Here is a 21,349-nt window from a genome sequence, read left to right as displayed (position 1 = left end):
GAGCTACAGCATGCGCGCCGACCCGGCGCGGAGCCTCGATCCCCGTGAGCGCAATCCAGACAGCCGACCGGTTTTCCACATGATCGGCGGCGTCGACACCGGCACGCTCGCCGGCCTGTTCGGGATCGCCGTCGTCGCGGGCTGCTTCGATGCCATCGCCGGCGGCGGAGGCCTGCTGACCTTGCCGGCCCTGCTGCTGGCCGGGCTCGATCCGGTCAGCGCCATCGCCACCAACAAGCTCCAGGGCAGCGGCGGCTCCGTCTCCGCCAGCATCGCCTTCGCCCGCCGCGGGCTGATCCGCTGGCCGGAGGCGATCCCGGCGGCACTCGCGGCCGGCGCTGCCTCGGTCGCCGGCGCGCTCTGCGTGAGCCTGCTTCCGAAAAGCGCCCTCGACACGATGGTACCGCTGCTGCTCGTCGGCATCGCGCTCTACTTCGCGACCGCGAGGCGCCTCGGCAACGCAGATGCCACGGCCCGGATCACGCCGCGGCTGTTCGCGCTGACGCTGGCGCCCGCAATCGGCTTCTACGACGGCGTGTTCGGGCCGGGCGCCGGCTCGTTCTACATGATCGGCTTCGTGACGCTGCTCGGGCTCGGCGTGGTGCGCGCCACGGCCCATACCAAGCTGGCCAACGCGGCGAGCAACCTGGGCAGCCTCGCGCTGTTCGCGGCGCAAGGCGTCGTGGTCTGGCCAGTCGGCCTCGCCATGGCGCTCGGGGCCGTCATCGGCGCGCAGGCCGGATCGGCGCTGGCCGTGAAACTCGGCGCCCGCCTGATCCGCCCACTCCTCGTCGTCATCGCCTGCACGATGGCCTTACGCCTGCTCTCCGACCCGGCGAACCCGCTCAGGCGCGCCGTGCTCGGATCGCTCGGTCTCTGACCCGCCGGCCTTTCGACAGACCGGCGGTTTTTCGGGTCCGGGCCTCAGCGCGGCATGAAGGCCCAGTAGTCGAGGTCGAGGATGACGGCGGGGTCGTAGCCGTCGCCCTGGCGGTCGGGGTAGTTGCTGCAGGGCTGGTTCTTGGTGGCGACGGTGCGCAGGCGCAACGCGCCGATATCCGTGCGGCCCGGGAGCTCGGCCGTCTCCAGCACTTCGCTCCAGGCATAGACGGTATCGCCGGCAAACAGCGGCGCCACGTGGCGTCCAGCGTTGATGCCGGCGAGCGCGAAGGCGTTGGCGAGGCCGTTGAAGCTCAGCGCGCGGGCGAGCGAGATGACGTGGCCACCATAGATCAGCCGCCGGCCGAACCGGGTCTCCTTCACCGCATGCGCGTCGAAATGGACCTTGGCGGTGTTCTGGAACAGCCGCGTGGCGATCTGGTGCTCGGCCTCCTCGACGGTCATGCCGTCGACATGGTCGATGCGCTCGCCCGCCACGTAATCCGAGAAGCGATAGGGGCTGCCGGCAAGGTCGAGATCGTAGGCCTCGGCCGAGAGCGGCGGCAGCGAATGGGCGAGGTCGGCCGGGTCGACCACCTTGGCGAGGTCCGGCACGCGCTCCTCGGCGATCTTCGCGTCGGGATCGCGTTTGCGCACGAGCACCCAGCGGCAATAGCTCAGCACGGTCTTGCCGGCGGAATCCGAGCCGGTCGAACGCACGTAGACCACGCCGGTCTGCTTGTTCGAGCTCTCCTTGAGGCCGATGACCTCGGAGACCGTCGAGAGCGTCTCGCCCGGATAGACCGGCCTGTGGAAGCCGCCCTCGGCATAGCCGAGATTGGCCAGCGCGTTCAGCGAGATGTCCGGCACGGTCTTGCCGAAGACGACGTGGAAGGTGAGCAGGTCGTCCAGCGGGCTCGCCGGATAGCCGATCGCCTTTGCGAAGGCGTCCGAAGACTGCACCGCGAAACGCGGGCCGTAGAGCGCCGTGTAGAGCGCGACGTCGCCGGTGGTGACGGTGCGGGGCGTCGCGTGGCGGATGGTCTCGCCGAGGCGGAAATCCTCGAAGAAGCGGCCGGGATTGGTCTTCATGCGTCTCGTGGTCCTGGACATGGCGTAGGCCGCGCGGGGCGCGGGAAAGGGCGCAAAGATTGGCACGCGTCGCGGCGCGGCGTCCCCAGGCAACGCCCGACCACGCCGATATCTCCAAAAGGAGACGTTCGTTCGCGCGCGTGCCGGCGAAAAACTCTCAGTAGGCCACCTGGATGACGAGGTCGGTCACCAGCTTCTGCACGAAGAGCAGCAGCAGGATGAGGATGACCGGCGAGACGTCGACGCCACCGAGGTTGGGCAACAGGTTGCGGATCGGGCGCAGGACCGGCTCCGTGACCCGATACAGGAAGTCGCCGATCTGGGAGACCACCGGGCTGCGCACGTTCACCACGTTGAACGCGATGAGCCAGCTCAGCACGGCGCTCGCGATCAGGATGTAGATGTAGAGCTGAATGAGAGTGTTGAAGAGCCAGAGAAGAGCGTTCATCCGGGGCTTGCTGTTCCGCGCGCCCGCACACCCGCAATGGCAGCGCCGGAGGGCGGCCACGGGCTCTTGCGGCAATTGACAGGGCGAGGCGCCCAAGCCTACAAGGCCGGCGCCTCGACGGGGCTGTAGCTCAGATGGGAGAGCGCCGCAATCGCACTGCGGAGGTCAGCGGTTCGATCCCGCTCAGCTCCACCAGGTTTTCAGGCTTGGTGGTCGATCGTTTGACGGCGGGACCGACCCTGCCCTGGCGATGTTTCGGCAGCTCCGGCGTAACACCGGCCCCTGAAACTCGTCGTTCCGCGTTTCGCATCTATCCGATCCAGAGGCTGCTCAGATCGCGAACGCGATCCCGAGGACCATGGAAATGGGGTTGCTCGAAGGGCTCAAGGCATCCGGGCCGACCACACGCGACACCGATCCCCTAACAAGAGCGCAGCGACCTCAGCGCCGCGCCAGATGCGGCCGGATGATCGTCAGCATCCGCTCGGCCGAGGTGCCCGGCGGGAAGAAGCCGAGATAGCCGCCGGACCGGTCCATCAGATAAATGAAGGCCGAGTGGTCGATCGTGTACTCGCCGTTCGCGCGCGCGACCTTCTCGTAGAAGACCTTGTAGGCGTCGGCGGCCACGCGGACGCTCTCGACACTCCCGGTCAGGCCGACCAGACGCGGATGGAAGTTCGGCACGTACTCGGCGAGCGCGGCGACCGTGTCGCGCTCGGGATCGAGCGTGACGAAGAGCGGCTGGATCGCGTCGCCCTCGTCCCCGAGCATGGTCAGGACCCGCGCGATCTCTTGGAGGTCCGTCGGGCAGATGTCGGGACAGGACGTGAAGCCGAAATACACGAGCAGGAGCCTGCCGCGGACATCCGCCTCCGTCCTCGGGCGGCCCTCGTGATCGACGAGCGCGAACGGGCCGCCGACCGGCTCGCGATTCCACATCAGCACGTCCATCAGCTCGGCCGCGGAGCGCTGACGGGTCGGGCTCTCGCCCGATGCCGGCAGCGCCGGGTGGCAGCCGAGGACCGCCAGAAGCGCCGCACCGGCCGCGAGGCTACGCACCGAACGTGAGCCGGCTGCCCGTCGTCGGAACGAGGATGCCGGCCGGCATCTGTGCCTGCGCTTCGAGCGCGAAATTCAGGCCACTGCAATGCATCGGGATGACGACGTCGGGCTCGAGCTTCCCGATCTCGGCGACGACCTGGCTGAGATACTCCTTCGGGGCCGGCCCGAGATGGAAGCCGCCGACGATGGCGTGAACCTTCTTCACGCCGGAGACCTCCTGGGCCTGCCGGACAGAGTTCACGATGCCGACATGGCCGCAGGAGCTGATGACGACGAGCCCCTTGTCCTTGATGTTGAAGCACGTCGCGTGCTCGTGGACGTGCTCGTCCGGCAGGATCTTGCCCTGCAGTTCCGGCGGCGAATAGTGGCTCGCACCGCAGCCCAGGCCGTCCTTGCTGCCGCGCTCCACGAACGTGTTGGGCAGGATGCGCTCGATCGACGAGCGCTTGATCTGGCCCGTGGTGAAGGCGTGGCCGGCCACCACCGTCGGCGTCTCGCACAGGACGGTGGTGATCCGCCGCGCGGCCAGTTCGCGTCGATCGAGCTGGCCGAAATCCGTGAACTGGCCCTGCACGCCGCTCGGGCTGACGCGGTGGCAGAAATTGTCCTCGCCGTCGGCATAGAGCTTCACGTCGGGTGCGAGCTTGTCCCGATAGCTGTCGAGAAATCCGGTCAGGCCGCCGTAATGATCGTGATGGCCGTGGCTCACGATCAGGGCGTCGATCTTGGTCGGGTCGACCTTCAGGATCTCGATGTTGTTCAGGAGCGCGTCGGGGCTGTAGCCGAAATCGAGCAGGATCGTCCGGGACTCGTCCGCGCGCTGCGATTCGACGAAGAGGGACAAGCCCCACTGGTTGTGCAGGACCTTGCGATAGTCGCTCCCGCGGCCATTGCCGGGCGGCTGATGCACCACGCCCCGGACCGTGCTGGGCTTGAGGAACTGATCGTGAGCCGAATCGATCAAGACGCGCAGGCTCAACCTGTCGATCGTCGGTATCTCGATCGGGGCAGCGCTGGCGAGCTCGATGCAGGAGAAGCCGGCTGCCGCCCCCGTCGCGAAAGCCGTGGACGCCTTCAGAAAACCGCGCCGATTCAGAACTTCGACCATGTCAGCCGACCCCGTCCGCATAATATTGTATGCGATCGATATAGCCGAGGTCCGGCGAAATCTGTTTCTTTGTTTTGCAGCCGCAGTAGAAGATTCTCTATCGATGGATCCGATTCTTGCGAAAGACCGTGCCGACTGAGTTCGCAGGCGCTTCGAGAAGCCACCGCGACGCGTCCCGGCGGCCCGGCCTCGGTACGCGATGCGACGGGCAACACCCCGGCATCCTTCGGTTCGATCCGTTCCCGACGAGGTGCCTCACGATCATGGCCAGATGGCGCAATCGCCGTCAGACCGCAAATCAAAGCCCGACCGATCTCAAACAACTGCTATCGGCCGGGCCAATTCCAAAATGTTTTCAGCCTTCAAATATAGAATAATTTACAATCTCATTTTCAGACCATGCCGAGAGCCTGCATATAGAGATCCAAGATCGCTTCTTCTTCCTGGCGCTCGCTATGATCTTTCTTACGCATGCGGATCAATGTCCGCACGGCCTTGACGTCGAAGCCCCTGCCGCGAAGTTCCTGGAAGACCTCCTTGATATCGCCGCCAATGCCCGCCTTCTCTTCCTCCAGCCTTTCGATCCGCTCGATGAACTGCCTCAGTTCGTCGGCCGCGACACCTTCGGATGAACTGACGTCGGCGCTTTTCGACGTGGGGTTCTCACTCATTTCCGTTCGTCCCGTGCGTTGGATCGGATCAGGCAGCGGATGCGAGGTCCGCCACGAATTTCAGTTGGATCGAGCAGGTCGCGCTCCTTTTCAGCTGCGTGCCTCGTAGATCAGGCGACGATTCAGCTGGAGGGTGCGCACGACCGGCTCGGGCTTCGTGGAGATTATGCAGAGCCGCTCGAGTTGTTGATTCGGCGTTTCGACGACGCGAATAGATTTCACGAGACGCCATGAGCATTCGGCCCAGCCCTGAATCGCTGGCTTTCGCCGATGAGGGCCCGATACTATTCGTTCCTGCGCGCGCCGAACGCTGGCGGCTCGCCGACGGTGAAGCCCTCGGAGGGCCGGTCCCGGGAGCCAGGCCCCGCCTGTGCGTTCATGACGAGGGGCTCCGTGCGGTGGCTGCGTGAACAGGCGCGGTGTCGGATGCGGCCATAGGCGGCGACGGACCGAGAGTCGATGATAGGCCTCCCCGACATGCGGCGAGCAGCGCGCTCGCGATGCGTTCGTATCGGCTCGGGCTTACCGGGCCGTGAACTCGCGGTGATGGACGGGGGCCCCGGCGCCGCGCTCGATCTTCCTTGCGGCACCCATCGCGTCATAGCTCTGAATTGGCTTGAGGACGGCGCCGATGGGCGAAACTCGTCTGCAAGCCGGATTTGTCCGATAAGCCATCGGACCGCGACGCGACGTCCGTCGCGTCGAGCAAGGGGAGCGGACGCTGCCACGTATCCTGATCACCGGCGTCGGCGGCTTCGTCGGCCGTCACGCGCTGCGGGCTCTGGCCGAGGCCCAGGCGCCGGGCGACGCACTGGCGGGGCTCGACCTCCACATCTCCAAGGCCGCGCCCGAAGGCGCGATCCTGGCCGCGATCGACCTGCTCGACCGTGACGGCCTCTCGCGCTTCGTCGCCGGCTTCGCGCCGACCCACATCCTGCATCTCGCAGGTCTCTCATCCGTGAGTCAGGCCGGCGGCTCGCCGGCGGAAACCTGGCAGGCGAACGTCGTCGGGTTGCTCAATCTCGCCGAGGCCGTGATCGCGGGTGCGCCGGGCTCCACCCTCCTGTTCGCGAGTTCCGGCGAGGTCTACGGGCGCGCCTTCCTCGCAGGCACGGCACTCGACGAGCGCACCGTGCCGATGCCCGCCAACACCTATGCCCGCACGAAGCTCGCGGGAGAGCGCCTGCTCGCCGACGTACTGCCCGCCGCCGGCATCAGGTCGGTCGCGCTACGGCCGTTCAACCATATCGGCCCAGGGCAGGACGAGCGCTTCGTCGTCGCCTCCTTCGCCTGCCAGATCGCCCGGATCGAGGCCGGGCTGTCCGAGCCGGTGCTGGAGGTCGGCGACCTGTCCGCCCGGCGCGACTTCCTAGACGTCGGCGACGTCGTTGCCGCCTATGCCGCCGTGATCCGCAGGACGGACGACTTTGAGACGGCCAGCATCTTCAATGTCGGGTCGGGTCGCGCCCGGCCGATTTCCGAACTGCTCGACGGCCTGCGCGAAAGGGCGCGGGTGCCGTTCGAAATCCGCATCGCGACCGACCGGCTGCGCCCCTCCGAGATTCCGACGGCCAGCGGCGACGCCTCGGCGCTCACCCGCGCGACGGGCTGGCAGCCGCGTATCGCTCTGGCGAACTCCCTGGCGCGCATCCTCGACGAGGCCCGCACACGCATACAATCATGAGGAGGTGAGATCTTGCGGGATCACCCGCACGCCGGGCCTCGGCAGCCCGTCCGAGCAATGTGGTGAGCGCGCTGGGACTCGAACCCAGGACCTACAGATTAAAAGTCCGTTGCTCTACCAGCTGAGCTACGCGCTCGCCTCCGAGGGCAAAGTCTGCGCCTCGATCGTCGGAAGCGTCGATCTAGAAAAAACACCAACCGTTAGGTTGGTGCGGCCAAGAGGACTCGAACCTCCACCCCTCGCGGGACTAGCACCTCAAGCTAGCGCGTCTACCAATTCCGCCATGGCCGCTCGCCACATGTCCCGGGCCAGCGCCGCGAGCGGGGCCGGTCAGCCCGTGTGAGCGGCGCAGCGAGTACCAGATGGTTTCGGCAGGCACAAGCGCGGTTTCCACTTTCGCCGAGCCAATCGCACGACGGCGCCGGCTCGCCCCCTTGCGTCAAGCGCGGTCGTCGCCCCGTTCGAGGATCGGGACCTCGCCTTCGCCGATGGTCACGCCGGGGGTGCGGATGACGGAGGCCTTGCGGATCAGCTCGGTGACCTCGATCGATATGCGGTTGCCCGTCACCACGATCTGGCCGCGCGCGATCGGGTGGTCGTTGGCGAGAATCTCGACCATATCGGTCTCGGTGGATTCGAGTTCGATCACGGCGCCGCGGCCCATGCGCAGCAGCATGTGCAGCGGCATGTGGCTGCGCCCGAGCACCACCTTGAGGTCGACCTTGAGGTCTTCGAGAACGGCCACGCCACGTTTCCTGTACCGATGGCCCCGGCGCCGACGCGGCGGGATCCATGGGTATGATGCCAGCACCGACCTTCCGCGCGTTATGGTGAAGCCTTGGTAAACGACGGGGCGATCGGCCCACGAAACTCCACCCCGCGCCTGTCGGTGAGCCCGGTCTCGTTCCTGCCCGCGTCCGGCTCGCCGCCGGTGGTGTGGCGGGTGAGCGATACGCCGGTCGGCTACGAGGAGGCCGTGGAGGCCATGGAGGCGCGTGCGGCCGCCATCGCGCGGGGAAATGCCCCAGAGCTCGTCTGGCTGCTGGAGCACCCGCCGCTCTACACCGCGGGCACCTCCGCCCAGGACGTCGACCTCGTCGAGCCGGAGCGCTTTCCCGTGCATCGAACGGGGCGGGGAGGGCAGTTCACCTATCACGGACCGGGCCAGCGCGTGGCCTACGTGATGCTCGACCTCGGCCGCCGCCGGCAGGATCTGCGTGCCTACGTGGCCAGCCTGGAGGCCTGGCTCATCGCCAGCCTCGACGCCTTCAACGTGCGCGCGGAGCGCCGCGAGGACCGCGTCGGCGTCTGGGTGCGGCGTCCGGAGAAGGGGGAGGGCGTCGAGGACAAGATCGCGGCGATCGGCATCCGCGTCCGGCGCTGGGTGAGCCTGCACGGCATCAGCCTCAACGTGGAGCCGGATCTCTCGCATTTCTCGGGCATCGTGCCGTGCGGGGTGCGCCGGCACGGCGTCACCAGCCTCGCCGACCTCGGGCGGATCGTCTCGATGGACGAAGCCGACATGGCGTTGCGGGCGGCTTTCGTCCCGATCTTCGGCGAGGTCGGCGGCGAGGCGAACGGATCGGATTAGCCCCCGGCGCTGCGGAACAGCGCGCCGGGCGCACGTCATGCCGGGATAAGATCGACGGTGCTGGCGAAAGCTTCGGCAGACTGCTTAACGAGCGGGCCTTAACAAAAGATCAAATTTAACGCTCGATTAACCATGCCGACGGATAGTGTTCCTGCCGCCCAGGAACACGACCATGCTCGATACCGACCTGTTCACCCCGCGCCCGACACTGACCAGCCCCAATCTCCTGGCGCGCGCGCTCCACGCCTTCGGTCAGAATGCGCCGTCGCAGGCCGAGATCTGGGATCGCCTGACCCAGAACTTCACCGTCGACCTCGACGCCGTGGCCGCCCTGATGCCGCGCAGCGAGCCTGAGCCGGCCTGGCTCAAGGCCCGCGACTGACCGTTCGACCTCGCCGCGCGCTGTGACATGCATCACACGTCAGGCCCCCAACCGGGAGTGCTCAGGCAGATTTGGCACGGCCTCTGCGTGATACGCCCGCAAGACGATAAGCAAGAGGGGGACGCCCAGGCAACGACCACGCGGTGACTCCCACGCCGGAGCAACCCCGCGGACCTTTTCGCAACACGAAAATGGGGTCCGTCATGCCTGAACTTCTCGCCGTCGCCCTCGTCTGCGCGACCACGCTCTCCTCCGTGGACTGCTCGCGCGATACCGCCCTCGACATCATCGTCGCACCGGCACATTCGGCCATGGAGTGCATGATGCACGCCCAGGCCTCCGCTGCCTCGGCAGGCCTTCCAGGCGGAGACGGACGCTACCTCAAGATCATGTGCGAACGGCGCACCAAGCTCGCCGCGGTGGCCGAGCCTGTCGATCACTGACTGTCGTTCGCGCGACCCTCGGCCGAGGGTCGCGTTCCGCGCGCCCGGCGGATGACCGCCGCCGCGCGGAACGCGGCGCTTTACCTGTCGAGCGTGAGAGCGTCGCCCTCGCGCAGGACGCCGCCTGCGATCACCTCGGCATAGACGCCGCAATCCATGTGGCCGAGCCGCTCGTCGAGCGCGCGCGGGATCGCGAGATCGCGAAAGCCGGTCTGCGGATCGACGTTCGTCGCCGCGCAGCGCTGCGTCCGCGCGGTAACCTTGAGCCGGGCGCCCCCCGGCGCCTCGACGATGCGGCCGACGAGGTCGAGTTCGGCCCAGGGGTCGAGACCGTCGAGGAGGACGTTGCCGCGAAAACGCAGCGGGTCGACCGGCGCGCCGACGAAGTCCTCGACCGCGCGCACGCTGGCGAGATTGATGAACGACACGAAGCCCGTCCGCGAATCCGTGAAGCGGTAGCCCGGGGGGGCCTCCAGCACCCGCGGCTCGCCACGCAATTCGTGCGGCAGAAAGCCTTTCATGAACGCGGCGAGTGCATCGCGCCCCTCACGGCTGCCGAGGTCGTAGACGACCGGGGCATCGTCTCCGTACTCGATGGTGAGCCTGTGTGATGCGTCGTCGAAGCGGGTGCGCAGCCGGGCCAGCGCCTCGTTCCGCATCAGCATCAGGTAGACGATCTTGGGCAGGTGGCGCGGTGCGACCTCGTTGAAGCCCGAAGGCCCGTTCTCGATCGCGTAGAGCCGGTCGCCGGGAAAGTAGCCGCTGGTTTCCAGCTCGGCCGAGGCGACGCGTTCGGGGGAGAGCCCTTTGACAGGGTAACGATAGAGATGCGCGATGCGGATTTCCGAAGGCTGGCTCATGAAACCGGGCTAATCCCGGCGCTGCCTCGCGACAAGCCACCAAGCAGCGATCTCGGCTTACGCAGTCGGCCCGTTCAGACCCCTTGTGTCACGAATATACAACACCAAATTCCTCTCACCGGCGGCCTCATGAGGCGTCGGTGTCCCGGCGGGGCCGACCCCGCGGGAGGTCGCATCGGGCGTGGCTGTGCCGGTTGGCCGGGCAGGGCGTTCGATCGGGATGAGGGTATCGACGCATGAATTTCGAGAAATACACGGAGCGGGCTCGCGGCTTCGTCCAGGCGGCGCAGTCGCTGGCGATGCGCGAGGGGCATCCGCAGCTCGCCCCGGGGCACCTGCTCAAGGTGCTCCTCGACGACACGGAAGGGCTCTGCGCGGGCCTGATCGACCGAGCCGGCGGCCAGTCGAAGGTCGCGCTGGCCCAGATCGAACAGTGGCTCGCCAAGCAGCCGAAGGTTTCGGGGAACAGTGCGCAGCCGCAGGCGACGCGCGATCTCGTGCGCCTGTTCGACACGGCGGAAAAAGCCGCCGAGAAGGCTGGCGACAGCTACGTCACGGTCGAACGGCTCCTACTCGCCTTCGCCGTCGAGAAGGAATCCGAGGCCGGCCGGGCGCTCGCCGCCGCCGGCGTCACAGCGGCCTCGCTCAATGCCGCAATCAACGCATTGCGCAAGGGCCGCACCGCCGACAACGCCTCGGCCGAGAACGCCTACGACGCGCTGAAGAAGTACGCCCGCGACCTCACGGAGGCTGCCCGCGAGGGCAAACTCGACCCGGTGATCGGGCGTGACGAGGAGATCCGCCGCACCATCCAGGTGCTGTCACGGCGCACCAAAAACAATCCCGTCCTCATCGGCGAGCCCGGCGTCGGCAAGACCGCCATCGTCGAGGGGCTGGCCCTGCGCATCGTCAACGGCGACGTGCCGGAGAGCTTGAAGGAGAAGAGCCTGCTGGCGCTCGACCTCGGCGCGCTCATCGCGGGCGCCAAGTACCGCGGAGAATTCGAGGAGCGGCTGAAGGGCGTGCTGTCCGAGGTCACGGCTGCGGCCGGCGGCATCATCCTGTTCATCGACGAGATGCACACGCTGGTCGGCGCCGGAAAGGCCGACGGCGCCATGGATGCGTCGAATCTTCTGAAGCCCGCTTTGGCCCGCGGCGAGCTGCACTGCGTCGGCGCGACCACGCTCGACGAGTACCGCAAGCATGTCGAGAAGGACGCGGCTCTGGCCCGGCGCTTCCAGCCGGTCTTCGTCTCCGAGCCCACCGTAGAGGATACGGTCTCGATCCTGCGCGGCCTCAAGGAGAAGTACGAGCAGCACCACGGCGTGCGCATCCAGGATTCCGCCCTGGTCGCGGCGGCGACGTTGTCGAACCGCTACATCACCGACCGCTTCCTGCCCGACAAGGCGATCGACCTGATGGACGAGGCCGGTTCGCGCCTGCGCATGCAGGTCGATTCGAAGCCGGAGGAACTCGACAACGTCGACCGCGAGATCGTGCGGCTCAAGATCGAGGGCGAGGCCCTCAAGAGGGAGACCGACGCCGCCTCCCGTGACCGGCTCCAGCGCCTGCAGAAGGAGCTGGCCGAGCTCGAGGAGCAGTCCGCGTCGATCACGGCCCGCTGGAAATCGGAGAAGGACAAGCTCGGCGCCGCGGCCGACCTCAAGAAGAAGCTCGACGAGGCCCGCACCGACCTCGCCAACGCCCAGCGCCAGGGCCAGTACCAGCGCGCGGGCGAGCTCGCCTACGGCGTGATCCCGGGACTGGAGAAGACGCTCGCCGAGATCGAGGCCGCGGCCGAATCCGCTGCGGACCGCGACGGCATGATGGAGGAGGCGGTGACGCCGGCCCACATCGCCGGCGTGGTCTCGCGCTGGACCGGCGTGCCCGTCGACAAGATGTTGGAGGGCGAGCGCGAAAAGCTGCTGGCGATGGAAGATGCGTTGGCGAAGCGCGTCGTCGGCCAGCGCGAGGCGGTGGAGGCGGTCTCGACCGCCGTGCGGCGGGCGCGGGCCGGACTGCAGGACCCGAACCGGCCGATCGGCTCGTTCATGTTCCTCGGCCCCACCGGCGTCGGCAAGACCGAGCTGACCAAGGCGCTCGCCGGCTTCCTGTTCGACGACGACACCGCCCTCGTGCGCATCGACATGTCGGAATACATGGAGAAGCATGCGGTCGCCCGGCTGATCGGCGCGCCTCCCGGCTATGTCGGCTACGAGGAGGGCGGGGCGCTGACCGAAGCGGTGCGGCGGCGGCCCTATCAGGTCGTGCTGTTCGACGAGGTCGAGAAGGCGCATCCGGACGTGTTCAACGTCCTGCTGCAGGTGCTCGACGACGGGCGCCTGACGGACGGGCAGGGCCGCACGGTCGATTTCCGCAACACGCTGCTGATCATGACGTCGAATCTCGGCTCCGAATATCTGGTGAATCAGCCGGCGGGCGAGGACACGGACGTGGTGCGCGAGGAGGTGATGGGCGTGGTGCGCGGGCACTTCCGGCCGGAATTCCTCAACCGGATCGACGAGATCATCCTGTTCCACCGCCTCGCTCGCTCCGAGATGGGTGCGATCGTCAAGATCCAACTCGCCCGGCTGCAGAAACTGCTCGACGAGCGCAAGATCGCCCTCGATATCGACGACGAGGCCGAGGGCTGGCTCGCCGACAGGGGCTACGACCCGGCCTACGGGGCACGCCCGCTCAAGCGCGTGATCCAGAAGACCGTGCAGGATCCGCTCGCGGAACTGCTGCTCTCCGGGCAGCTCCACGACGGCGAGGCGGTGCCGGTGCGGCTCGGGCCGATGGGGCTGATGATCGGCGACGTTTCGGTTGGCGGCGAGCGGCGGCCGTTGGGGGCGACGCTGAACTAAACGCTCTGCCGGCGGCGGTCATCGCCGCCGGGTGTCGTCCTCGTCATTGCGTCGGCAAGACTTTGCCCCGACAACGAGAGGATGATTGCGGCAACGCTGACATACGCCATCGGCGACATCCACGGCTGCGCCGACCTTCTCGACGCCCTGCTCGAAAAAATCGACGCTCACGCGGCGTGCCGCGCGCGGAAACTCGTCTTCCTCGGCGACTATATCGACCGCGGCCCCGACAGTGCGCGAGTGATCGAAACCTTGCGCAAGCTGCAATGGCGCGAGGAGGAGGCGGTCGTCTGCCTGATGGGCAACCACGAGGCGATGCTGTTGAAGACACTGCAGGAGCGCGGCGCCCTCGATCTCTGGCTCCAGAACGGCGGCGCGGAGACGCTCGCCGCGTTCGGCGCCGCGGGGCCGGAAGAGTTGCCCGGCGACGTGCTCGACTGGATCGAGGCGCTGCCGACGCTGCACGAAGACGCCCTGCGCTGGTACGTCCATGCCGGCTTCCGGCCGGAGGCTGAGGTGCCCGATCCCGACATCGAGACGCGACTCTGGATCCGCGAACCGTTTCTCTCAGAGCCTCACGATTTCGGCCGCCACGTTGTCCATGGACACACGCCGCTCTCGGACACGCGCGCGGAGGTTCATGCCTATCGCACCAACCTCGACACCGGCGCGGTCTATGGCGGCGCGCTGACCGCGGGCGTCTTCGTGGCGGAACAGGCGAAGGCCGTGGAATTCCTGAGCGTTCGCGCGCCTTGAGCGCCGTAGTCCCTTGAGGCCGCGCCCGGTTTCGGCGCCTATGCTGCGCAGGAGAGGGCGACCATGGCCGAACACGCGCAGCGGACACCGAGGCAGGGCAGCGACCCCGACCGAGGACCACGCAAAGAGGAAAGCGCCCTGGCGCGTCTGGCGCTCCGCTTCACCGAATGGGCGGAGAAGTGGTTCCCGGACGCCTTCGTGTTCGTGGCCATCGCCGTGGTCATCGTGGCGGGGGCCGCGCTCCTCAACGGTGCGCCGGTCCAGGCGGTCACCAAGAGTTTCGGCGACGGCTTCTGGAGCCTGATCCCCTTCACCATGCAGATGGTCTTCGTGACCATCGGCGGCTACGTCGTCGCGACCTCGCCGCCCGTGCAGGCCCTGATCGACCGCATCGCGCTGGTGCCGAAGACGGGGCGCGGCGCGATCGGCCTCATCGCCATCGCGACGATGCTGTCCTCCCTGCTGAGCTGGGGCCTGAGCCTGATCTTCGGCGGACTTCTGGCCCGCGCGCTGGCGCGCCGCGAAGATCTGCGCATGGATTACCGCGCGGCAGGCGCCGCCGCCTATCTCGGCCTCGGCGCGACCTGGGCCATGGGCCTGTCGTCCTCGGCCGCACAACTCCAGGCCAACGCCAAGAGCCTGCCGCCGAGCCTCTTGCCGATCACCGGCGTGATCCCCTTCAGCGAGACGATCTTCCTCTGGCAGTCGATGCTCATCGCCGCCGTGCTCGTCACGATGTCGGCGGTGATCGCGCTCGCCTCCGCCCCGGGCCGCGACAGCGCGGTGACGGCGCAGGATCTCGGCATCGATCCGCGCCGCGAAGAGGAGCCGATCACCGGCCCCCGACAGCCCGGCGAATGGCTGGAACACGCCCCGCTGCTCACCATCCTGATCGGATTTCTCGCCGTCGGCTGGCTGATCCAGGAATTCGCGCGCCAGGACTGGATCGTCGCGATCTCGAACCTCAACACCTACAACTTCCTGTTCCTGATGCTCGGCTTCGTTCTGCATTGGCGGCCGAAGCGCTTCCTGAACGCGCTTGGGAAAGCGGTGCCCGCCACCGCCGGTATCCTGATCCAGTTCCCGTTCTATGCCGCCATCGCCGCGATCCTGACGGGCGCCAAGAATGCCGCCGGCAGCAGCATCGCCGACGTCATCACCCACGCCTTCGTCGCGCTGAACACGCAGGGCAGCTTCCCGCTGGCGATGGGCGTCTATTCGGCCGTGCTCGGCTTCTTCGTGCCGTCCGGCGGGGGCAAGTGGCTGCTGGAGGCGCCTTACGTGATGCAGGCGGCCAACGAGCTGAAAGTGCATCTCGGCTGGGCGGTGCAGGTCTACAACGCAGCGGAGGCCCTGCCGAACCTGATCAACCCGTTCTTCATGCTGCCGCTGCTCGGCATCCTCGGCCTGAAGGCGCGCGACATCGTCGGCTTCAGCTTCCTGCAACTGATCTTCCACCTGCCGGTTGTGCTGTTCCTGCTGTGGGCGCTGGCCTTCACGCTGGAGTATCATCCGCCGGTTTTGCCCGGCTGACGGCCGACGGGATTTATGAACATGCGTACGCGCATTGCACTCGCCTTCGCGTTCGGCCTCCTGGCACCCTCAGCCGCACGCGCGCAGGACCGGATGCCGGAGATCCCGGCCGACACGCAGACCGAGGCCCAGAAGAAGGCCTCCGAAGAGTTCCTGGTGGCCCGCAAGGTGCCGGTGTTCGGCCCGTTCGTGCCGCTGCTGCGCAGCCCGCAACTGATGCTGAACGCCAGCAACATGGGACTCTACCTGCGCTACAACAGCGTCGTGCCGCTGAAGCTCAGCGAGTTCACAATCCTGCTCACGGCGCGAGAGTGGAGCCAGCAGCTCGAATGGCAGATCCACGAGCCGATCGCGCGGAAGGCCGGTCTCGATCCGGCCATCGTCGAGGCCGTCCGGGAGGGACGCCGCCCCGACGCGATGGGCGAGGACGAGACCCTAGTTTACGCCTTCGCGACCGAGCTCCACCGCAACAAGGCGGTCAGCGACAAGACCTACGCACGTGTCGTGGAGAAGTTCGGGGAACAGGGCGCGATCGATCTCGCCGGGATCAACGGCTACTACACGTTGCTCGCCATGACCCTGAACATGGCTCGCACCGCGTTGCCGGCGGGTGTGACGCCGCCATTGCCGGACCTGATCAAGTAGGAGTCAGCGGCGCACGGGCACCAAGGCCGCGACGGCGACCAGCAGCCAACCGCCCATCAGCGCGAAACCGCCGGACGGCGCGGCCATCTGGAACAGGGCGGCGCCGGTCAGCGACCGCATGGCGAGATCGCCGCTGAACAGCGCGAGGCCGATCAGCACCGCGGCCGCCGCCGCGCGGGTGATGCGCGGGCCGGTCAGCCCGGAAGCGCCGAGCGTCACGAGCCCAACGACGAGCGGCGCGTGAAACAGCAGGAACTGCGCGGCGGTCTTCAGCGTCTCGCAGCCGCTGGTATGGGCGGCAGCCGCACTCGCTGCGACGCCGAGCAGGCCCGAGAGGCCGGCGAGCGCGAGGAGAACGCGGTCGAGTGGGGTCACGCGCCGCGCTCGGACAACAGCCGCGCCACGCAAGCGCGCAACTCCGCCACGCCGCGGTCATCACGGCTCGAAGTCAGCAGGATTTCGGGAAACGCCGCAGGCCGGCGCGCGATGGCTGCCTGGATGCCCGCGATGCGCGCGTCGATCTCATGCTTCTTGAGCGCGTCACCCTTGGTCAGCACGATCTGGTAGGACACCGCCGCCTTGTCGAGGCCGTCGAGCACGTCCGTGTCGATCTCCTTCAGGCCGTGGCGCGAGTCGATCAGCATGAAGACGCGGGCGAGGTTGGCCCGGCCCTTGAGGTAGGCGTGGATCAGTTCGGTCCAGGCCGCGACCTTGGCTTTCTCCACCGCGGCGTAGCCGTAGCCCGGCATGTCGACCAGCGTCAGACGCTCGCCGATCTTGAAGAAGTTGAGCTGCTGGGTGCGTCCCGGCGTGTGCGAGGTGCGCGCCAGGGTATTCCGGCCCGTCAGCGCGTTGACGAGGCTCGACTTTCCGACGTTGGAGCGGCCGGCGAAGGCGATCTCGACGCCGTCCATCGGCGGCAGCACGCCGATCGACGGCGCGGCGGCGATGAAGTCGGCGGCTCCGGCGAAAAGCAGGCGGCCGGCCTCGGTGAGGCCGGCCTGTTCGGTGTCGGATGAAGTCACGTCAGCCCTTGATCTTCAGCTTTTGGCGGCGGCGCCCTTGCCGGGCGGCGTCTTCTTGCTGAACGTGCCCCTCAGGTTGTCCCACAACTCCACCTTCACGCCGTTGCGGCGCATGATGACGTATTGCTGGATCACCGAGAGGGTGTTGTTCCAGGCCCAGTAGATCACGAGGCCAGCCGGGAACGAGCCGAGCATGAAGGTGAAGATGATCGGCATGAAGGTGAAGACCTGCGCCTGGACAGGGTCCGGCGGCGTGGGGTTCATCTTCATCTGCACGAACATCGTCACGCCCATCACCAGCGGCCAGACGCCGAGATGGACGAAGTCGGGCGCCGCGAACGGCAGCAGGCCGAACAGGTTGAGCAGGCTCGTCGGATCCGGCGCGGCAAGATCCTGGATCCAGCCGAAGAACGGCGCGTGCCGCATCTCGATGGTGATGAACAGCACCTTGTAGAGCGCGAAGAAGACCGGGATCTGGATCAGCACCGGCCAACAGCCGGCGACCGGATTGATCTTTTCCTTCTTGTACAGCTCCATCATGGCCTGCTGCTGTTTCATCTTGTCGTCTTTGTACCGCTCCCGGATGGAGGCCATCTCGGGCTGCACGGCCTTCATCTTGGCCATGGAGACGTAGGAGCGGTTGGCGATCGGCAGGAAGAACAGCTTCAGAATCGCGGTCACGAGCAGGATCGAGACGCCGAAGTTTCCGAGCAAGTGGAAGAAGAAATCCAGCGCCTTGAACATCGGCTTGGTCAGGAACCAGAACCAGCCCCAGTCGATCATCAGATCGAACTGCTTGATGCCGAGTTCCTTCTGGTAGGCGTTGATCTGGTTGACCTCCTTGGCGCCGGCGAACAGGCGCTGCGTGGCGACCGAGGACGCGCCGGGCGCGACGGAGACGGCATCGCCGCGCACGCTGGTCTGGTAGACCTTGGTGGCGCCATCGGTCCGCTCGGTGAAGGCGCCGGTGAAGGGCTTGTCCTGATCGGGGATCGAGGCCGCAGCCCAATACTTGTCGGTGATGCCGACGAAGCCGCCGGTCACGTTCGTCCAGGCCTTGCCCTTGGTGTTCGCACCGCCGTAGGCGGGCTCCTTGGCGACGTGGTCGTAGGTGTATTCCTGCAGGCCATCGGTGCCGAGCACGCCGATCAGGCCTTCGTGCAGCACGTAGTAGCCCTGGGTCTGCGGCTTACCCCAGCGCGAGACGAGGCTGTAGGGATAGAGGGTGACGGCCTTGGAACCGGTGTTGTCGATCTCGTCGCGTACCGTGAACATGAACTTGTCGTCGACGGCGACGATGCGCTTGAAGGTGAGGCCGGCACCGTTGTCCCAGGTCAGGGTCACGGGCTTGCCCGGCGTCAGAACCTCGGCATCGGCCTTCCAGACCGTCTCGGAATTCGGCAACGGGCCGGCATCGGCACCGACCCAGCCGAACTCGGCATAGTAGGGGTTGGCGCTGCCGGTGGGCGAGAGCAGGACGATGCGCGGGCTCTCGTCGCTGACGGTCTCGTGGTAATTCTTCAGGAGGATGTCGTCGATGCGGCCGCCCTTGAGGGCGATCGAGCCGAACAAGGCCGGGGTGTCGACGCGCAGACGCGCCGAACGGGCGATGGCCTCGTCGCGCGAGACGGGCGCTTGACCGGCGCTCGGCACGGTGCCGGGCACGGGAGCGGAGGGGCCACCCTCCTTCGAGCTCGGCGTAGGGACGGCATCGCTGCCCAGCGGCTGACCGGCGGCCTTGTTCTGGGCCTGGGTCTGACGCTGGCGCTCGCTCATCGGCGCAGCGACGAAGTAGTTCCAGCCGAGCAGCACCGCCAGAGACAAGGCGATCGCGACGAACATGTTCGTCTTGTCGTTACCCATCGGTCGATCCGTGCGCCGTCTGTGTTTTGATCTTGCCGGGATTCGGCTGGCGGGGGACATGTGCCCCCGTTCGGGGCCGAGCGCCAGGGGCCGCGGCGCCGGAGCCGCCACTCCTGCCAGCAGGCGTGTCCTTGGGGCCGCGCGGCTTGGTCACCGCCTTGAGCGACCGGCGCAGGTCATCGACGAGCGTTTCGAAGGCGGCATCGAGGGCAGGGCGGCGCGCCACCAAGACGACATCGGCCGGGCAGCCGGGCGCGTCGTCGCCGAGCACCGCGATGGCACCGCGCAGGCGGCGCCTGATGCGGTTCCGCTCGGTGGCGTGGCCGACCCGCTTGGTGATGGTGAAGCCGAGATAGACCCCCTCGGCGGGGCCGCCGTCGCGCATCTCGCCAGGCTCGCGGAGGCGACCCTGCGCAGTCATGCGCTCGGTATGGTAGCGCCGGCCGGATGCCGCGGCGAGGAAGTCCGGTCGCCGCCTCAGGCGTCGAATGCTCGGCACAGCCACTGACCTCCGGCGCCCGGCCCCGACGGGCCGGTACGCGCAATCCGCTGACTTAGGCGGAAAGCTTCTTGCGGCCGTGGGCGCGGCGGGCGGCGATGACCTTGCGGCCGCCGGCCGTCGCCATACGCGCGCGGAAACCGTGGCGGCGCTTCCGAACGAGCTTGCTCGGCTGGTAGGTTCTCTTCATGGCATGGACTCCGGCGGACGGGATGAGGATCCAAGCGGCGCCAGGGCGCGCTGAGGACCGAACCGTCCCTCAAGAAATGTGTCGGCAAGCGCGAAGAGCGCCCGAAAGGGGGCGCCGCTTCACATGACGCGGGCTTATGTCGGATGGTCCTGCCCAAGTCAATTCGAACAGGTCATTTCGACGCCATGCTTCGGCTCACGATCGGACGCGCCGGATTGCCGGCGACCGTCGTGCCGGGGGCGACGTCCCGCGTCACCACGGCGCCCGCGCCGATCACGGCGTCGTCGCCGACGGTGACGCCCGGCATGATCAGCGCACCGCCACCGATCCAGACGTTGCAGCCGATCACCACCGGCCGGCCGAATTCGAGCCCGGCCCTGCGCGGCTCGGGATCGCGCGGATGATCCGCCGCGTAGATCTGAACGGCCGGACCGATCTGCGTGCCGTGGCCGATGGTGACGCTGCAGACGTCGAGAATCACGCAGTTGAAGTTCATGAACGCACCGTCGCCGATGCTGATGTTGAAGCCGTAGTCGCAGAAGAACGGCGGCCGGATCACCGCGTCGGCTCCGACATGGGAGAAGCGCTCGGCGAGCAAGGCACGCCGCTCGGCCGGGGACGCGGCGAAGGCCGCGTTGTAGCAGACCATCCAGTCCTTGGTGGCCGCGATGTCCGCCTGGATCTCGGGATCGCCCGGCCGGTAGAGTTCACCGGCCAGCATCTTCTGTTTTTCGGTTTTGCTCACGCCTCGTCCTCTGGCCTGGCCTCGGCCGGACGGCCCGGCATGCCTCAGATCGTAGAAGGGGCCTGCCCTGACAAGGCCAGCGGGCCGGCGGGGAAGGCGGACCGTAACGGTCCATTAACCTTTCGAAGTCATGACGAGAGCATGTCCAGTGCGCTGGATATCGAGTGGTTCCGTCCACTCTGTTTGATGCCTCCCTGTTCGACTTCGTCAAAGCCGTCCTCCGGGGCGGCTTTTTTTTGCGCCGTCGCGCCCTCCGGCCGCGCGTGAACGTGAACGGGCGCCGAGGCACCAAGCCGGCCGATTAACGTTAAGCCCTGGTAAACGGTGCGGCCGGCGCGGAATGCGCTAGGTTCACTCCGTCGGCCCCACGGATTCGCTTTCTCAAGCCGTATCCAAACGGATGGGCCACAGGAGACACGATGACCGGCTTAGACGTCATGTTCCGGGACGACAGCGACTGGGTCAGCTTCGGCGAAACCTACGTCGCCTCCGAAAGCTTCAAGGGCCTGTTCCGCGACGGCATGACCCTGGTCGAGGAGACGGCGGCCTATCTCGACGGCAACGGGCGCGACGAGTCGCGGGGCGCCTCGCGTGATGCGACGCTGGCCTATGCCGGCGAGAGCATGCGGCTCACCACGCGCCTGATGCAGATCGCATCGTGGCTGCTGGTCCAGCGCGCCGTCGCCGAGGGCGAGATCACCCATGGCCAAGCACAGGAAGAGAAGCGGAGGGTCAAGCTGACCGCGTCGGAAACCCGGATGATCGACGAAGGCGACGGCTTCGCCTTGCTGCCGGAGCGGCTTCAGGATCTCGTCGAGCGTTCGCGCCGGCTGCATGCCCGTATCCTGCACCTCGACGGCCTGATCACCGAAGATCGCCCGACACCGCGCCCGGTCGAGAGCCCGGTCGCGGCCCAGCAGGGCTTGCTGCGCTCGGCCTTCGGCGGACTCTGATCGTCCCGATCGGCACCGGACACGAAAAAGGCGGCGCCCTCGGGCGCCGCCTT

The 21,349-nt window shown here is 67.3% G+C and carries 23 protein-coding genes and 3 tRNA genes; 11 read left to right on the top strand and 15 right to left on the bottom strand.

The window, feature by feature from the left end; genetic code table 11:
* The first annotated feature begins 79 nt into the window (after positions 1-79).
* A complete protein-coding gene (locus tag MFF07_RS06135; protein ID WP_147813414.1) occupies positions 80-880 on the top strand; it encodes a TSUP family transporter in 801 nt (266 codons plus the stop codon).
* Between the two features lie 44 nt (positions 881-924).
* On the opposite strand, the gene MFF07_RS06130 is transcribed toward MFF07_RS06135, so the two are convergent.
* A complete protein-coding gene (locus MFF07_RS06130) occupies positions 925-1,971 on the bottom strand; it encodes a MaoC family dehydratase (RefSeq protein ID WP_147813185.1) in 1,047 nt (348 codons plus the stop codon).
* A gap of 157 nt (positions 1,972-2,128) precedes the next feature.
* Positions 2,129-2,419 (bottom strand): YggT family protein, encoded by a 291-nt coding sequence (locus tag MFF07_RS06125; RefSeq protein ID WP_147076177.1) that lies wholly within the window; start codon positions 2,417-2,419, stop codon positions 2,129-2,131.
* A gap of 119 nt (positions 2,420-2,538) precedes the next feature.
* Here MFF07_RS06125 and MFF07_RS06120 point away from each other — a divergent pair.
* Positions 2,539-2,614: transfer RNA gene (locus MFF07_RS06120), tRNA-Ala, on the top strand.
* A gap of 246 nt (positions 2,615-2,860) precedes the next feature.
* Here MFF07_RS06120 and MFF07_RS06115 read toward each other — a convergent pair.
* The 3 genes from MFF07_RS06115 to MFF07_RS06105 all read right to left on the bottom strand — a co-directional run bounded on the left by MFF07_RS06115 (position 2,861) and on the right by MFF07_RS06105 (position 5,260).
* Positions 2,861-3,478 (bottom strand): SCO family protein, encoded by a 618-nt coding sequence (locus MFF07_RS06115; RefSeq protein ID WP_238231098.1) that lies wholly within the window; start codon positions 3,476-3,478, stop codon positions 2,861-2,863.
* The gene (locus tag MFF07_RS06110; protein ID WP_238231095.1) at positions 3,471-4,589 is read right to left on the bottom strand and encodes an MBL fold metallo-hydrolase; all 1,119 of its coding nucleotides are present in this window, start codon (positions 4,587-4,589) and stop codon (positions 3,471-3,473) included. The genes MFF07_RS06115 and MFF07_RS06110 overlap by 8 nt, the downstream gene beginning before the upstream one ends.
* A gap of 392 nt (positions 4,590-4,981) precedes the next feature.
* Positions 4,982-5,260 carry a DUF2312 domain-containing protein gene (locus MFF07_RS06105; RefSeq protein ID WP_147813240.1) on the bottom strand — a complete coding sequence of 93 codons (279 nt, stop codon included), beginning with the start codon at positions 5,258-5,260 and terminating at the stop codon, positions 4,982-4,984.
* 673 nt (positions 5,261-5,933) lie between these two features.
* Between MFF07_RS06105 and MFF07_RS06100 the strand changes: the two genes are divergently transcribed.
* Entirely contained in the window at positions 5,934-6,944 is a 1,011-nt protein-coding gene (locus MFF07_RS06100) for an NAD-dependent epimerase/dehydratase family protein (protein WP_306424628.1), read from the top strand.
* 60 nt (positions 6,945-7,004) lie between these two features.
* Here MFF07_RS06100 and MFF07_RS06095 read toward each other — a convergent pair.
* From MFF07_RS06095 to MFF07_RS06085, 3 genes are all read right to left on the bottom strand, one after another.
* A tRNA-Lys gene (locus tag MFF07_RS06095) sits at positions 7,005-7,080 on the bottom strand.
* 70 nt (positions 7,081-7,150) lie between these two features.
* A tRNA-Leu gene (locus MFF07_RS06090) sits at positions 7,151-7,235 on the bottom strand.
* Between the two features lie 148 nt (positions 7,236-7,383).
* Positions 7,384-7,689, bottom strand: a complete 306-nt coding sequence (locus tag MFF07_RS06085; RefSeq protein ID WP_147813244.1) for a FliM/FliN family flagellar motor switch protein — start codon at positions 7,687-7,689, stop codon at positions 7,384-7,386.
* Between the two features lie 144 nt (positions 7,690-7,833).
* On the opposite strand from MFF07_RS06085, the gene lipB reads away from it, so the two are divergent.
* From lipB to MFF07_RS06070, 3 genes are all read left to right on the top strand, one after another.
* Positions 7,834-8,535: a lipoyl(octanoyl) transferase LipB gene (lipB, locus tag MFF07_RS06080; RefSeq protein ID WP_238231093.1), complete on the top strand. Its 702-nt coding sequence runs from the start codon at positions 7,834-7,836 to the stop codon at positions 8,533-8,535.
* A 172-nt stretch (positions 8,536-8,707) separates the two neighbouring features.
* Positions 8,708-8,917 (top strand): hypothetical protein, encoded by a 210-nt coding sequence (locus MFF07_RS06075; protein WP_147813246.1) that lies wholly within the window; start codon positions 8,708-8,710, stop codon positions 8,915-8,917.
* Between the two features lie 203 nt (positions 8,918-9,120).
* Complete coding sequence (locus MFF07_RS06070) at positions 9,121-9,360, top strand: hypothetical protein (protein ID WP_147813248.1); 240 nt, start codon at positions 9,121-9,123, stop codon at positions 9,358-9,360.
* Between the two features lie 80 nt (positions 9,361-9,440).
* Here MFF07_RS06070 and MFF07_RS06065 read toward each other — a convergent pair whose 3' ends face one another.
* The gene (locus tag MFF07_RS06065; RefSeq protein WP_147813250.1) at positions 9,441-10,220 is read right to left on the bottom strand and encodes an MOSC domain-containing protein; all 780 of its coding nucleotides are present in this window, start codon (positions 10,218-10,220) and stop codon (positions 9,441-9,443) included.
* Positions 10,221-10,456: 236 nt separating this feature from the next.
* On the opposite strand from MFF07_RS06065, the gene clpB reads away from it, so the two are divergent.
* From clpB to MFF07_RS06045, 4 genes are all read left to right on the top strand, one after another.
* Positions 10,457-13,087: an ATP-dependent chaperone ClpB gene (clpB, locus tag MFF07_RS06060; RefSeq protein ID WP_147813252.1), complete on the top strand. Its 2,631-nt coding sequence runs from the start codon at positions 10,457-10,459 to the stop codon at positions 13,085-13,087.
* A gap of 81 nt (positions 13,088-13,168) precedes the next feature.
* Positions 13,169-13,843, top strand: a complete 675-nt coding sequence (locus MFF07_RS06055) for a metallophosphoesterase family protein (RefSeq protein WP_147813254.1) — start codon at positions 13,169-13,171, stop codon at positions 13,841-13,843.
* A gap of 63 nt (positions 13,844-13,906) precedes the next feature.
* Complete coding sequence (locus MFF07_RS06050) at positions 13,907-15,376, top strand: short-chain fatty acid transporter (RefSeq protein ID WP_147813256.1); 1,470 nt, start codon at positions 13,907-13,909, stop codon at positions 15,374-15,376.
* A gap of 21 nt (positions 15,377-15,397) precedes the next feature.
* Complete coding sequence (locus MFF07_RS06045) at positions 15,398-16,021, top strand: carboxymuconolactone decarboxylase family protein (RefSeq protein ID WP_147813258.1); 624 nt, start codon at positions 15,398-15,400, stop codon at positions 16,019-16,021.
* Between the two features lie 3 nt (positions 16,022-16,024).
* On the opposite strand, the gene MFF07_RS06040 is transcribed toward MFF07_RS06045, so the two are convergent.
* The 6 genes from MFF07_RS06040 to MFF07_RS06015 all read right to left on the bottom strand — a co-directional run bounded on the left by MFF07_RS06040 (position 16,025) and on the right by MFF07_RS06015 (position 20,343).
* On the bottom strand, positions 16,025-16,396 hold the full coding sequence (locus tag MFF07_RS06040; protein ID WP_147813260.1) for a DUF423 domain-containing protein: 372 nt from the start codon (positions 16,394-16,396) through the stop codon (positions 16,025-16,027).
* Positions 16,393-17,046, bottom strand: a complete 654-nt coding sequence (yihA, locus tag MFF07_RS06035) for a ribosome biogenesis GTP-binding protein YihA/YsxC (RefSeq protein ID WP_147813262.1) — start codon at positions 17,044-17,046, stop codon at positions 16,393-16,395. Before yihA ends, MFF07_RS06040 begins: the two co-directional genes overlap by 4 nt.
* 15 nt (positions 17,047-17,061) lie before the next feature.
* Positions 17,062-18,909, bottom strand: coding sequence for a membrane protein insertase YidC (gene yidC / locus MFF07_RS06030; protein ID WP_147813264.1), 1,848 nt, complete (start codon positions 18,907-18,909; stop codon positions 17,062-17,064).
* Complete coding sequence (locus tag MFF07_RS06025) at positions 18,902-19,408, bottom strand: ribonuclease P protein component (RefSeq protein ID WP_147813266.1); 507 nt, start codon at positions 19,406-19,408, stop codon at positions 18,902-18,904. Before MFF07_RS06025 ends, yidC begins: the two co-directional genes overlap by 8 nt.
* Positions 19,409-19,463: 55 nt before the next feature.
* A complete protein-coding gene (rpmH, locus tag MFF07_RS06020) occupies positions 19,464-19,598 on the bottom strand; it encodes a 50S ribosomal protein L34 (protein WP_055947927.1) in 135 nt (44 codons plus the stop codon).
* Between the two features lie 172 nt (positions 19,599-19,770).
* On the bottom strand, positions 19,771-20,343 hold the full coding sequence (locus MFF07_RS06015; RefSeq protein ID WP_147813269.1) for a sugar O-acetyltransferase: 573 nt from the start codon (positions 20,341-20,343) through the stop codon (positions 19,771-19,773).
* Positions 20,344-20,762: 419 nt separating this feature from the next.
* Here MFF07_RS06015 and rcdA point away from each other — a divergent pair, with 419 nt between their 5' ends.
* A complete protein-coding gene (rcdA, locus tag MFF07_RS06010) occupies positions 20,763-21,296 on the top strand; it encodes a protease adaptor protein RcdA (RefSeq protein ID WP_147813271.1) in 534 nt (177 codons plus the stop codon).
* The last annotated feature ends 53 nt before the right edge of the window (positions 21,297-21,349 follow it).

The organism is Methylobacterium thuringiense, assembly GCF_022179645.1.
GTDB classification, from domain to species: Bacteria; Pseudomonadota; Alphaproteobacteria; order Rhizobiales; family Beijerinckiaceae; genus Methylobacterium; species Methylobacterium thuringiense.
Note: the sequence above shows the minus strand (reverse complement) of the source record. Positions and strands in the feature narration are given on the sequence as shown.

Coding starts and splice junctions, on each gene's coding strand:
- MFF07_RS06135 (WP_147813414.1), top strand. CDS start 80: ATGATCGGCGGCGTCGACACCGGCACGCTCGCCGGCCTGTTCGGGATC.
- MFF07_RS06130 (WP_147813185.1), bottom strand. CDS start 1,971: ATGAAGACCAATCCCGGCCGCTTCTTCGAGGATTTCCGCCTCGGCGAG.
- MFF07_RS06125 (WP_147076177.1), bottom strand. CDS start 2,419: ATGAACGCTCTTCTCTGGCTCTTCAACACTCTCATTCAGCTCTACATC.
- MFF07_RS06110 (WP_238231095.1), bottom strand. CDS start 4,589: ATGGTCGAAGTTCTGAATCGGCGCGGTTTTCTGAAGGCGTCCACGGCT.
- MFF07_RS06105 (WP_147813240.1), bottom strand. CDS start 5,260: ATGAGTGAGAACCCCACGTCGAAAAGCGCCGACGTCAGTTCATCCGAA.
- MFF07_RS06075 (WP_147813246.1), top strand. CDS start 8,708: ATGCTCGATACCGACCTGTTCACCCCGCGCCCGACACTGACCAGCCCC.
- MFF07_RS06070 (WP_147813248.1), top strand. CDS start 9,121: ATGCCTGAACTTCTCGCCGTCGCCCTCGTCTGCGCGACCACGCTCTCC.
- MFF07_RS06065 (WP_147813250.1), bottom strand. CDS start 10,220: ATGAGCCAGCCTTCGGAAATCCGCATCGCGCATCTCTATCGTTACCCT.
- clpB (WP_147813252.1), top strand. CDS start 10,457: ATGAATTTCGAGAAATACACGGAGCGGGCTCGCGGCTTCGTCCAGGCG.
- MFF07_RS06055 (WP_147813254.1), top strand. CDS start 13,169: ATGATTGCGGCAACGCTGACATACGCCATCGGCGACATCCACGGCTGC.
- MFF07_RS06050 (WP_147813256.1), top strand. CDS start 13,907: ATGGCCGAACACGCGCAGCGGACACCGAGGCAGGGCAGCGACCCCGAC.
- MFF07_RS06045 (WP_147813258.1), top strand. CDS start 15,398: ATGCGTACGCGCATTGCACTCGCCTTCGCGTTCGGCCTCCTGGCACCC.
- yidC (WP_147813264.1), bottom strand. CDS start 18,909: ATGGGTAACGACAAGACGAACATGTTCGTCGCGATCGCCTTGTCTCTG.
- rpmH (WP_055947927.1), bottom strand. CDS start 19,598: ATGAAGAGAACCTACCAGCCGAGCAAGCTCGTTCGGAAGCGCCGCCAC.
- rcdA (WP_147813271.1), top strand. CDS start 20,763: ATGACCGGCTTAGACGTCATGTTCCGGGACGACAGCGACTGGGTCAGC.